The organism is Bradyrhizobium sp. IAR9 (genome assembly GCF_013408065.1).
Lineage (GTDB): Bacteria > Pseudomonadota > Alphaproteobacteria > Rhizobiales > Xanthobacteraceae > Bradyrhizobium.
This window is the reverse complement of sequence record NZ_JACBZW010000008.1, coordinates 149,176-160,990: the sequence shown is the minus strand read 5'-3', so window position 1 is coordinate 160,990 and position 11,815 is coordinate 149,176. Positions and strand designations below refer to the sequence as shown.

The window sequence follows — 11,815 nt, the reverse complement described above, 5'->3', positions numbered from 1 at the left end:
CTCACTTCAGCTTGCATTTGCTCTCCGGACGATCGTAGCCGAGCGTGTCGAGCTCGGAGACCTGGTGCAGGAAACCCTCCTGCGGCGAGACCGACACCACCATGCGGCCGTCGACGAGCAGGATCGGCTGGCGCAGCTGCCAATTCCAGTCGCGCAGGGTCAGCCGCGTGCCCTTGAAGGCGGCGACCGAAAAATCCGGGGCCTTGATGAAGTCGGTGACTTTCTTGACGTCGCCGGAATTGGTGCGCGAGGTCGCTTCGCCGATCATGCGGGCTGCGGTCCAGGCCTGCATGTCGAGCGCGGTCATGCGCCGCGAGTTCAGCTTGACGAAGCGGTTCTGCATCTGGATCGCGCCCCACTGGTCTTGCGCGGCGTCCCAGCTGCGCGGCACCAGGCCGGCCGAGCCTGCGACGGGGCGGGGATCCCAGGTGCGGTAGGGCAGGTAGGCGCCGAACACCTCGCTCTCGTCGGCGGCGACCAGCACGTCATAGGCAGGCGCGCCTTGCGTGAACACGGGCATCTGGCGCTGGATCAGCGTTACGCCGCTATCGGTGCGGCGCGCGCCGCCTTTGTCCTCGAAGGTTTTTTCCTGGACGATCTTGGCGCCGAACCGCGCGGCGGTGCGCCGGAGCGCATCGGCAAACAGCTTGTCCTCGTCATGCGAGCCGACCACGAGCAGCCAGCGCGACCACTTCTTCCATACCAGATACTGTCCGAGCGCATCGGCCAGCATCGCCCGCGTCGGCGCGGTGTGGATGACGTTGGCACGGCAATCGGCCTCGCGCAGCCGCTCGTCGATCGCGCCTGCGTTGAACAGAAGTGTGCCGCGGTCGCGCAAGGCGTCCGAGACTTTCAGCAGCGCTTCGGCCGGCAGGTCGGTGATGATGAAGCCGTTCTTCTCCGCGAGCGCGGTCGCGGCCTGGACGACGTCCTCGCCTTCTTTGATGCGGCGCTCCTCCAGCGTGAAGCGCTGGCCCAGGAATTTTCCGGTGGTGTTGTTGTCCTCGATCGCGAGCCGCGCGCCGGCGACGCCGTCATTCTCCGCGGGCTGCTCGACCAGCGACAGCGTCGATCTGGTGCCGGCGAGGCCGAGATAGCCGACGCCGATCAGGGCAGGCTCCGCCGCGAGCGCGCTCGTCGCAGCAAGACCTAAGCCAATCAGGCCGACCAACCATCGGATCATGTTTCCTCCGAACGATCTCCCCGGCTTGACCGCAGGTGGAGAATTGTCTCTGCTTCGAGCATGACCGATTTGGCAGGGCATGCAACCCCGCATTTCGTCCCTGCGCGCGCGAGGCCTGGAATCACGATCATGCGAGCATTGATGATGATCGCCGCTTTGCTGTTGACGCCTTCGCTCGCGCGCGCCGATCCACCGAAACTGGCCGTGTTCGATTTCGAGCTGATCGACACCAGCCTGCCAGGGGAGTTCTACGGCTCCAGGCCCGAAGAGGCACGGCTCGTGCTCATCAGCGAGCAGTTGCGCAAGGAATTGAGGGAGTCCGGCAGGTTCCAGGTACTCGACATCGCGCCGGTCAGGGATGCCGCCCGTCACGCCAACTTACAGGCCTGCGGCGGCTGCGATCTCAAGCTCGCCGGCGAATTGGGCGCTGACCTCGAGATCACCGGCATGGTGCAGAAGGTCTCGAACCTGATCATCAATCTCAACATCTATTTGCGCGACGTGAAGACCGGCAACATGATCGCCGCCGCCAGCGCCGACATGCGCGGCAACACGGATGAAGCCTGGACCCGCACGATGAGCTATTTGATCCGCAACCGGCTATTGGCGCCGAACTACGGCAAGCGGGAGTAGGTTCTTTCTCTCCGCGAACGCTGCTGCACCCTCTCCCCTTGGGGGAGAGGGTGGCTTCGCGAAGCGAAGCCGGGTGAGGGGTTCTCTCCGCGAGTCCAACTCTCACCGAATTTGCGGATAGATACCCCTCATCCGGCGCTTCGCGCCACCTTCTCCCACAAGGGGGAGAAGGAAAAGAGAACTCATCCCTTCAGAATCGTAGGGTGGGCAAAGGCGCACTTGCGCCGTGCCCACGATCAATCAATGATTCGAGAGAAATCGTGGGCACGCTTCGCTTTGCCCACCCTACGATACTGGGCTCGCGGAGAGATATCCCTCATCACGAGGGGAGAAGAAAGCCGATCACCCCTTCAATTTCTCCGCATGCCAGTGCAGGTGATCGCCCATGAAGGTCGAGATGAAATAATAGCTGTGGTCATAGCCCGCCTGACGCCGCAGCGTGAGCGGGATGCCCGCCTTGGTGCAGGCGGCTTCGAGCAGCTCCGGCTTGAGCTGTTCTTTCAGGAAATTGTCGGCCTCGCCGACGTCGACCAGGAAGCCGGAAAACTTCGCGCCGTCCTCGATCAGCGCCACCGTGTCGTGGCCGCGCCAGGCGTCCTTGTTGGGTCCGAGATAGCCGGTCAGCGCCTTGGTGCCCCAGGGCACCAGCGAGGGCGCCACGATCGGCGCGAACGCGCTCGCGGCGCGATAACGGTGCGGGTTGCGCAGCGCCACCGTCAGCGCGCCATGGCCGCCCATCGAATGGCCCATGATCGATTGCCGCTTGGCGTCGACGGGAAAATTTCCCGCTATGAGCTTCGGCAACTCGTCGGTGACATAGCTCCACATCCGATAGTTGCGCGCGAAGGGCTCTTGCGTCGCGTCGACATAGAAGCCGGCCCCTAAGCCGAAATCATAGGCGTTGTTGGCGTCGCCCGGCACGTCGGCGCCGCGCGGTGAGGTGTCCGGCGCGACGAAGATCAGGCCGAGCTCGGCGCAGGCTTTGCGGAATTCGCCCTTCTCTGTGACGTTGGCATGGGTGCAGGTGAGCCCGGACAGATACCAGACCACCGGCAGCTTGGCGCCGTCGGCATGCGGGGGAACATAGACCGAGAACACCATGTCGGTTCCGGTCGCCTGGCTCGCATGGCGATACACGCCCTGCACGCCGCCGAAGGATTTGTTGGTCGAGACAGTCTGAATCGTCATGCCTTCACTCCGTGGCATCTCACCACATCAATATTGCAACGCTTGTGTGACCGAATTTGTGGCAGCTGCCTGCGTCAGGCAACACCGCTGTCGATCGCCAGCCGCACCAGCTCGACCGAGGTCTTCACCCCGAGCTTCTGGCGCATGATGGACGAGGTGTTGGCGACCGTCTTGTAGGACGATTGCACCAGCCAGGCGATCTCGGACAGGCTCTTGCCGGCGCTGAGCAGCCGCAGGATCTCCATCTCGCGCGCATTCAGCTTCGACAGCGGGCTTTGCGCCAGCGTCGGTCCTGCGAAGGCGATGCTGCGCGCGATCGCGCTCGGCAGGTAGGTGCCGCCGCCGCCGACGGCGCGGATCGCCTCGACGAGGTCGTCGGGGTCGCCGGTCTTGGAGACGTAGCCCTTGGCACCGCACTCGATCGCGCGCGCGGCAAAGGCCGGGTCGTCGTTCATGCTGAACATGATGATGCGGGCCTCCGGCGCGCGCTCGAGGATGCGGCGTGCGAGCTCGAAGCCGGAGACGGTCGGCAAATTGATGTCGATGATGCAGAGGTCGGGGCGCTCGACGATGAAGACGCACTCACCGTCCTCGGCGTCGGCGGCCTCCAGAATCTCGATCTCGCCCTCGTCGGCCAGCACGGCACGGCAGCCGGAGGCGACAATGGGATGATCGTCGACGATCAGAATGCGCATAGGCGTTTCCTTGTGACAGCGTCGGCCTGTTTCGCGCCCGGCCGGGATTGCTGTACGCTTCCGATTAGATATCGGGCGCTTCGCCGCTGTCAACGTCATCGGACAGCGGCAGGCGAGGCTTCGCGAGGCACGGGCGACACCAATGTGGCAAAATCTATCCTTGCGCGGGCGCATCAACCTCTTGCTGGCGCTGCTGCTGGCGCTGGGGCTCGCCGTCAATATCGGCCGCCAGGTCGCGGAGGCAGGTCCCCGCGTGCAGGCCGAGGATCAGAGCGTGATCCGGCTCGCGCGCGAATTCATCGAGATGATCGTTGCCGATCTCAACGAGGCGCCAGATCCGGATGCCAGGTTGAACCAGATCGCGCGCGATCTCAGCCGCCTGCGCCATGTCAGCATCACGCTTCGGGACACCGGCGGCAATGCGCAGACGCCGCCCCGGCTTGACACTGACGCCGACACGCGCGGGCCGCCGGCCTGGTTCGTCAGCCTGGTCCATCCCGAGCAGACCGCGGTGAGCGTGCCGGTCTCGATCCGTGGCAAGCCCGGCTCGCTCCTGATCACCTCGCATCCCGATGACGAGATCGCGGAAATCTGGGACGGCATCGTGACCCAGCTCGAGGTCGGCACGGCGATCGCGCTGGCGCTGTTTTTCCTGATGATGAAAGTGGTCGGCCGGGCGCTGGCCCCGCTGCAGTCTCTGGCCGAGGCAATGGGGAAGCTCGAAGGCGGACATTACGAGGCCCGCGTCGCACCGGGCGGCGCGCCGGAGCTCGCTGCAATCTGCACCAAGCTCAACCACCTTGCCGCAACCCTCGGTGAGGCGGTCGAGGACAAGCGGCGCCTCGCCGAGCGGGCGGTGTCGCTCCAGGACATCGAGCGCAAGGAAATCGCGCGCGAGCTCCACGACGAGTTCGGGCCGTATCTGTTCTCGCTGCGCGCGCATGCCGGCGCGCTGGCGAAGCAGGCGGATGGACGCGTCCCGAGTGCGGAGGCCGTGCGAAAACACGGCAGCGCCATGCTGGAGCAGATCAACGCGCTGCAGCAGTTCAACCGCCGCGTGCTGGAACGGCTCCGGCCGGTCGGCCTCGCCGAACTCGGGCTGCGCCAGGCGCTCGAATCGCTGTCGCGGCTGTGGCGGGAGTCGCATCCCGATGTCGCCATCGAGACCGTGATCTCGCCGTCGCTGGGGGTCACCGGCGAGACCGCCGACCTCACCATCTATCGCATCGTGCAGGAGGCGCTCACCAACGTGTTCCGCCACGCCGGCGCGACCTCGGTCAATGTCGTCATCGAGCCGGCGCAGCAGACGGCGCAGGACGGCCGCTTTTGCGCGCGGGTGCGGGTCAGCGACAATGGCCGCGGCATGGAGCCGGGCCAGAAGCTCGGCTTCGGCCTCGTCGGCATGCGTGAGCGGATTCTGGCGCTGGGCGGCACGCTCAACGTCGTCTCCGGCGACGGCGGATTGACCGTGGAAGCGCTGGTTCCGACCGCGGCCGCCTGACCGCTCCCGAAGCGATCGGGAATAATTCCCGATTTCGTCGGGAAAACGGGAGCCGATATTGCCCGACCTTTTGTGGCTGGCGCGCGATCGGCCGCCGAATACACTCGTTCCGACCAATCGGCGAAAATCAAAACAGCCGGTGGTCACGGATGGGAAGGCGGGGATGGGCAAGGTTCTTTCGTTCAGGCGTCGTTTGTTGATGGCCTCAGTGTCGACCGGTCTGGTGTCCGGGGTGGTCTTGGCGGGCCCTGCCGGCGCCGCGCAGGACGAGGAGACCAACGTCCAGAATCTGCCGCCGGTCGAAGTGGCGGCGCCGCCGCCGTCGGTGGCGAGGCGTACTGCGCCGGTGCGGCCGGTCGCGCATATCGGAGCGGCCTCGTCTGCCAGTCCCCGGACCCGCATCTACGTCTATCCGACCGCGCCGGGCACCGGCAGGGGTCTCGATGTCGACAAGGTCCCGTCGGCGATCAACGCCGTCGATGCCAGCCAGATCAAGCGCACCGGCTCGCTGAACGTCACCGACGCGCTGCGCGACAACATCGCCGGCGTCAACATCACCGAGGTCACCGGCAATCCGTTCCAGCCGGATGTCGAATTCCGCGGCTTCGTGGCTTCGCCCGTGACGGGCACGCCGCAGGGCCTTGCGGTGTACCAGAACGGCGTCCGCATCAACGAAGCCTTCTCGGACGCGGTCAATTGGGACCTGATCCCGACCGCCGCCATCAGGTCGGTGACGCTGGTGACCAACAATCCCGCCTTCGGCCTCAACGCGCTGGGCGGCGCCATCAATTTGCAGATGAAGGACGGCTTCACCTATCAGGGCGCCGAGATCGACGTGATGGGCGGCTCGTTCGGCCGCGTCCAGGGCTCGGCGCAATGGGGCAAGCAGGTCGACAAGAACTACGGCGTCTATGCCGCGCTCGAAGGCCTGCGCGACAACGGCTTCCGCAATTTCTCGCAATCAACCGTGCGGCGCTTCTACGGCGATGTCGGCTACAAGGCCGGCGACAGCGAATTCCACGCCAATATGGGCGTGGCCAAGAACGATTTCGGCGCCAGCGCCACCGTTCCAGCCGAGCTGCTCGACAAATATTGGGGCGCGACCTACACCACGCCGCAAACCACCTCCAACCGCGTCGGCTATCTCAACCTGACCGGAAAGGTCGATCCGACGCCGACCTGGACGCTCGAAGGCACCGCGCATGTGCGCAGGTACGAGCAGAAGCTCGTCGACGGCAATCCGACCGACGTGCAGGAATGCGCCGCCTTGGGGCTGTTGTGCTTCGGCGATGATACGACGCCGGCGAATGGCACCAACGGCGCGCAGCTCGTCAATCCGTATCCGTTGGGGACCATCCTCGGCGAGATCGACCGGAGCACGATCCGCTCGACCAGTTTCGGCGTGTCAGGCCAGGCCACCAACACCGATCAACTGTTCGGGCATGACAATCGCTTCGTGATGGGCGCGACTTACGATGCCAGCGTGACGCGCTACAACGCCACCGCCGAGATCGGCTCGATCGGTGAAAACTACGTCGTCAGCGGCAGCGGCCTCTTCCTGGGGCCGACCGGTCAGCCGGAAACAATTGCCGGTCCCGTCTCGCTGCGGACCGTCAACCAATATAACGGCCTGTATGCGATGGACACGTTCAACGTCACGGACGCCTTCGCCATCACCGGCGGCGGCCGTTTCAATGTCGCGCGCATCAAGCTGGAGGATCAGCTCGGAACCGATCTCAACGGCGATCACACCTTCACCCGCTTCAATCCGGTGATCGGGGGCACTTACAGGATCACGCCGGGGCTGACCGCCTATGCCGGCTATTCCGAGGCCAACCGCGTGCCGACGCCACTCGAGCTCGGTTGCTCCGATCCAGCTCGGCCCTGCCTCATTGCGGCGTTTCTGGTCTCCGATCCGCCGCTCAAGCAGGTCGTGTCCAGGACCGTCGAAGCCGGCCTGCGCGGCTCCAAGGAGCTGAACATTGGCACGCTCGGCTGGAAGATCGGCGGATTCCGCGCCACCAATAACGACGACATCGTCGCGATACCCGCGGTAGGACGGACCGGCTTCGGCTATTTCTCCAATGTCGGCCGTACCAGGCGGCAGGGTCTCGAGGCCGAAGTCAACATCAAGTCTCCCACGCTCCAGTTCCAGGCGAGCTATGCGTTCGTCGACGCGCGCTTCCTCGATCCGCTCGAGCTGGGCTCCGAAAGCCCGTTTGCCGATCCGGCCACCGAGACCATCCGGGTCTCACCCGGCAACCAGCTTCCCGCGATCCCGCGCCACCGCATCAAGGTCGGCATCGACTATGCCGTGACCGACGTCTGGAAGGTCGGCGGCAACGCGCTGTTCGTCTCCAGCCAATACCTGGTCGGCGACGAATCGAACCAGTTCGCGAAGCTGCCGTCCTATACCGTGTTCAATCTCCACACCTCCTACCAGGTGACGAAGAACATCCAGCTTTATGGCAAGATCGACAACATCTTCGACAAGCGCTACGCGACCTACGGACAGTTCTTCGACCGCGAGGCCTTGCCCAACTTCACCAACGGCGGCGCCGAGTTTACCGACCCGCGCTCGCTGAGCCCGGCGAGGCCCCGTGCGTTCTACGCGGGGATGCGGGTGACCTTCTAGGCGCGGGTGCCGTATCCAAGGCCAGCGGCGAAGCATCGGCTCCGAGTGCCGCGGCCGGAGCCAGCGCCTCTTGTTCCGCTCGCTGAGCTTGCAGAATATCCCGCCTCCGGCATGATGGGCTCGGAGGCTCGCTTTGCTGTGGCGTTGAAGAATCCGGATGCCGTCGCTGCTATCGTTTCAGCACTTCGGCACGTCTACGGTGACGAGGTCGCGCGACTTATGCTCGTCGAGGGCATGAGCCTCGCCGACCTGATCGATGCGATGTTTTCTGCGCCTTTGACCCATCGCGAGGCCGTTCGCGATATCACCGACGGATTGGACGATTTTGTCATTTCACCGGACCTGGGTCCCATGTGGCACCTCAGGTACATCTATGGAGACGAGCCCGGCTCTCTACACGTCGTGGACATGGAGATCGCCACGCCGAATGGCACGCTGGCAAGCAGAGATGTCTGGCTTCGTCTGGTCTCCTAGAGAGGCCGCCCTTGGACGGTTGGGCCCGGCGGCTGCGTCGTCTTTACCAACCGGAAACCATGTCAAATGATCTGAAAATTTTAATGCAACTGCCTGGCTGTCTCCGCGTCAGTTCGTCGGAGGGCCCATGTGATGACAGAGCACCAATTGATGGAGCAGGAGTGCCGGATCGCACGTTATCGGCGCTTGGAGCGGGAGGTGACGGATCCGCTTGCCGCGTGCTTGCTTCACGGCATCGTCGAGGAGCTTGAAGCCGAGCTGCGCAAGGAAAGGCCGGATTGGCACGGGCCGCGTGATTAACGGTTCCTTAGCGCTAATCATGCGGATTATCGTGCGGGAATGGCCAAGGGAGTCTGCTCCCATGCTGAAGGACGGCACATATGCGGCGTGGTACAAGACGCCGATCGACCAGGGCACCGGGATCGTCCATGTCGCAGACGGGCAGATCTGGGGCCGTGACAGCCTGATGACGTATCACGGCTCGTGCCGGGTCGATGGAGATCGCTTCACCGCCACCGTATCAACGAAGCGTCATACCGACGGGCGTGCGACGGTCTTCGGCGTGGAAGACGAGCTCACCCTGGACATTGAGGGAAACTGCCCCGGCAAGATCGCGACTTACACCGCGACGGCCCAACAGGTGCCCGGAATGATCCTCCAGGGCACGCTCATTCTGACCGAACAGCAGCCGCCGGCAGATGAACGAACCGAGCAGTTCCCGGCATTCAATCCCGACAAGCTGCCAAAGCTGCCGAAGCGCTCGCGCTGAAAATTCTCTATCGCGACGCGTGATGTCACGAGCCAGCTGGCAGGCCGCTCCAGCGAGGTGAGGGATATCATTTTTCCTCCGGCCAGCCCCGGGCGAGTATCGCGGCTTGTTGCAAGGTGATGCTTCGGACCAGCGGATCGGCATGACGGTGCACGAGTTGCCAATCCGTGCCATCCTTGCGGTAGACCTCGGTCACGCGCAGCGACCAGTCTTGAGCCGGCAATCCGCCCACTTCGGCCCGCTGGTGTTCGATCATGACGAGAACGACGAGCGCGTCCGATGCATAGGTTTGCAAGACATCGAGCTCGGTTTCGCCTTCCCTGAAGTATCGCGACAGGTCGGCCAGGCGTTTGGGACTCGCGTCGAATCCGCGACTGGCAGGCCCGCCGAAGGGCTGCATCAACGTGAAATCCGGCGCGATGCGGACGAGCTGGAGCCAGCGATCCATGTCGCCGCGCATGAAGGCGGCATTTTTCGCGCGGGCACGTTCGATGAGGCTCGCTATCGCGTCGTTTGCGACGGCCTCGTCGGCTGAAAGCTGAACGGACAGCGGAATTGCAGCCGTGGCGGCCATCATCGAGCGCCGCGACATCTTCTCCTGCCAGTCCGGCCAATTGTTCACGCCGGGCGGTCTCTGGGTCATTTCACGTCTCCTGGTCGAACGACGAACGACCTCATCCATGAGACCTTGAACTTGATGAATCCAGCGATATGATTTCAGCATCATGCTGAACCAAATTGATCTATCCAGGATTGATCTGAATCTCCTCGTGCTCTTCCGCGTGGTTCTGGAAGAGCGTCATGTCGCGCGTGCTGCAGGCCGGCTGAACCTGACGCCGTCGGCTGTCAGCCATGCTCTTGGCCGGCTCCGTCTCCTGCTGAACGACCCGCTGTTTCTGCGGACACCAAAGGGCGTCGTTCCAACGGCGCGGGCCTTGGAGCTCGAGGAGCCCGTGACCGAGATCATCGCGCGGATCGAACAGCTGATCGGCTCGGCTGCACCGTTCGACCCCGCGAAGAGCCGCCGCCGGTTCACGATTGGCGCCCCCGATGCCGTACTGGTCTCGACATCCGTTCAGCTCCTGCGATCGATCGCGACTGCGGCCCCCCATATCGACCTCGCCCTGATCCACCTGATGCCTGCGCCACGCGGCGGCGCGATCGGGGAGCCCTGGCACCAAAGCCTCGATATGCTCGAAAGACGCGAGCTCGATGTCGCAATGCTGCCGCTGCCGACGGTATCGCCGCGATTCGAGGCGCGCAGGCTCTACGACGAGGATTTTGTCCTGGCCATGCGCAAGGGGCATCCTCTCGCAAAAGCGCCAACCCGTGCTGCATTCTCGCAATCACAGCATCTGCTGGTGTCTCTCAGTGGTGAAGCGCGCGGTTTCGTCGATCAGATGTTGGCCAAGCGCGGCCTCGAGCGCCGCATCGCCTTGACTGTCCCGAATTTCATGATGGCGCTCGTCCAGCTTTCAGGATCTGATCTGATCGCAGCATTGCCGCGAAGATTGGTGGAGCACCACGCGGGCCGTTTCGGCTTGGTGTTCGTCGAGCTGCCTTTTGCGCGTAAACCGGATGCGATCCGCGCGATCGCAACCAAGGCAGCAATGAGAGATGCCGGCATCGCGTGGCTCATGCGGGTCGTGGTCGGCGCAATCGGAGCAGGTCGGCCCTAAAGCCGCCCCTCTGACGCCGAAAGGTCTTCATTCGACGCCGAAAAGTGACGTTATTGCGTCTGCCGATCCGCGCCTTACCGAAGAGCAGGGTTGGAGGTTTACCTAACGAAGAGAGCAACCAGCAATATGGCGACCGGCAGAAGCCCGAAACAGGTCACAATAATCGCAAAGACCGTCTCGTTCGCGAAAGTCTGTCGGAGATGCCGACGCATGAGCGATGTGCTCCAGCTTAACACAGCTTCATTTGCGGCCGAAGCATGCGCCAGCTAAACACAATCGCGAGCGAAGACAATGGTGGCGAAAATGGCCGGAGAAATCCCAAACAATTCAGATGCAGCAGTGACGAAGCGCGAGAAGCAGTCGGCTATTGTCGGCAGGTTGTTGGTGACGTGCTTCGTGGCGATGCGCAGCGGCTATCCTCGCAAGCACCTCGGCGCGGTGTTTGAAGAGCTGCTGGTCGCGATGATGATTCGCGTGAGCGACGAGCTCGGCGCTCCGCCGCGTACGGCCTCCGACGTTTCCAAATATCTCGGGCTCCCGCGCTCGAACGTCCGGCGCTGCCTCAACGTGCTGATCAGCGAAGGCGTGATCCGCAAGGTGAATGAGCACGGCCATACGGGCGAGCTGGACTGGCTCGCGTCGCGGATCGATGCGGAATATTTCGTCAAGATTCGGAGCGCGATCATCGCTGCGGCTGACGAGTTGAAGGCGCTGGACGCTGCATGACGCGGAACGCGCCGGCCTGTAGATCGGGGTGGGCCTTTCCGTGCTTCTTCAATCATATCGATACTGGATGTGGCCACGCGCTTTTGGCTGCGAAGCCCAATTGCAGGTGTCCGGTCGTTCGACGGGTTTGACACCGCAATTCCGCATTCTGCTACTGAAACCTCGCTTCTCAAACCGCTCGCCGCCCGTCATTGTGCGGCCGCAGCAATCATCTCAGGAGCAGCATCAATGTCGGACAAGGTCTCGCGTCTGCGACAAATCGCGCGACCTAATTCGTGCCAATAAAGAAGAATTTCGCTCCAGTGACTGATAGCTCCGTTTATTCGTACCGG

The 11,815-nt window shown here is 63.5% G+C and carries 12 protein-coding genes; 8 read left to right on the top strand and 4 right to left on the bottom strand.

Going from position 1 to position 11,815, the window contains the following annotated elements; translation table 11 throughout:
* Position 1: 1 nt before the first annotated feature.
* Complete coding sequence (locus tag GGD67_RS21995; RefSeq protein ID WP_179735791.1) at positions 2 to 1,183, bottom strand: ABC transporter substrate-binding protein; 1,182 nt, start codon at positions 1,181 to 1,183, stop codon at positions 2 to 4.
* Positions 1,184 to 1,243: 60 nt separating this feature from the next.
* Between GGD67_RS21995 and GGD67_RS21990 the strand changes: the two genes are divergently transcribed.
* The gene (locus GGD67_RS21990) at positions 1,244 to 1,816 is read left to right on the top strand and encodes a DUF3280 domain-containing protein (protein ID WP_018320708.1); all 573 of its coding nucleotides are present in this window, start codon (positions 1,244 to 1,246) and stop codon (positions 1,814 to 1,816) included.
* Between the two features lie 342 nt (positions 1,817 to 2,158).
* Here the strand turns inward: GGD67_RS21990 and fghA are convergent, their stop codons facing one another.
* A complete protein-coding gene (gene fghA / locus GGD67_RS21985; RefSeq protein WP_179735789.1) occupies positions 2,159 to 3,004 on the bottom strand; it encodes an S-formylglutathione hydrolase in 846 nt (281 codons plus the stop codon).
* A gap of 74 nt (positions 3,005 to 3,078) precedes the next feature.
* A complete protein-coding gene (locus GGD67_RS21980; RefSeq protein ID WP_018320706.1) occupies positions 3,079 to 3,699 on the bottom strand; it encodes a response regulator transcription factor in 621 nt (206 codons plus the stop codon).
* A gap of 142 nt (positions 3,700 to 3,841) precedes the next feature.
* Here GGD67_RS21980 and GGD67_RS21975 point away from each other — a divergent pair, with 142 nt between their 5' ends.
* The 5 genes from GGD67_RS21975 to GGD67_RS21955 all read left to right on the top strand — a co-directional run bounded on the left by GGD67_RS21975 (position 3,842) and on the right by GGD67_RS21955 (position 9,078).
* Positions 3,842 to 5,200: a histidine kinase gene (locus tag GGD67_RS21975; protein WP_179735787.1), complete on the top strand. Its 1,359-nt coding sequence runs from the start codon at positions 3,842 to 3,844 to the stop codon at positions 5,198 to 5,200.
* A 163-nt stretch (positions 5,201 to 5,363) separates the two neighbouring features.
* Positions 5,364 to 7,835 (top strand): TonB-dependent receptor, encoded by a 2,472-nt coding sequence (locus tag GGD67_RS21970; protein WP_179735784.1) that lies wholly within the window; start codon positions 5,364 to 5,366, stop codon positions 7,833 to 7,835.
* 111 nt (positions 7,836 to 7,946) lie between these two features.
* On the top strand, positions 7,947 to 8,309 hold the full coding sequence (locus tag GGD67_RS21965) for a hypothetical protein (protein WP_092261803.1): 363 nt from the start codon (positions 7,947 to 7,949) through the stop codon (positions 8,307 to 8,309).
* Positions 8,310 to 8,441: 132 nt separating this feature from the next.
* Complete coding sequence (locus GGD67_RS21960) at positions 8,442 to 8,609, top strand: hypothetical protein (RefSeq protein WP_018320702.1); 168 nt, start codon at positions 8,442 to 8,444, stop codon at positions 8,607 to 8,609.
* Positions 8,610 to 8,670: 61 nt separating this feature from the next.
* Positions 8,671 to 9,078 carry a hypothetical protein gene (locus GGD67_RS21955; RefSeq protein WP_018320701.1) on the top strand — a complete coding sequence of 136 codons (408 nt, stop codon included), beginning with the start codon at positions 8,671 to 8,673 and terminating at the stop codon, positions 9,076 to 9,078.
* A gap of 67 nt (positions 9,079 to 9,145) precedes the next feature.
* Here GGD67_RS21955 and GGD67_RS21950 read toward each other — a convergent pair whose 3' ends face one another.
* Positions 9,146 to 9,721 carry a nuclear transport factor 2 family protein gene (locus GGD67_RS21950; RefSeq protein WP_179735782.1) on the bottom strand — a complete coding sequence of 192 codons (576 nt, stop codon included), beginning with the start codon at positions 9,719 to 9,721 and terminating at the stop codon, positions 9,146 to 9,148.
* Between the two features lie 82 nt (positions 9,722 to 9,803).
* Here GGD67_RS21950 and GGD67_RS21945 point away from each other — a divergent pair, with 82 nt between their 5' ends.
* Positions 9,804 to 10,757: a LysR family transcriptional regulator gene (locus tag GGD67_RS21945; RefSeq protein ID WP_179735780.1), complete on the top strand. Its 954-nt coding sequence runs from the start codon at positions 9,804 to 9,806 to the stop codon at positions 10,755 to 10,757.
* A gap of 339 nt (positions 10,758 to 11,096) precedes the next feature.
* Positions 11,097 to 11,483, top strand: a complete 387-nt coding sequence (locus GGD67_RS21940) for a helix-turn-helix domain-containing protein (protein ID WP_312009931.1) — start codon at positions 11,097 to 11,099, stop codon at positions 11,481 to 11,483.
* The last annotated feature ends 332 nt before the right edge of the window (positions 11,484 to 11,815 follow it).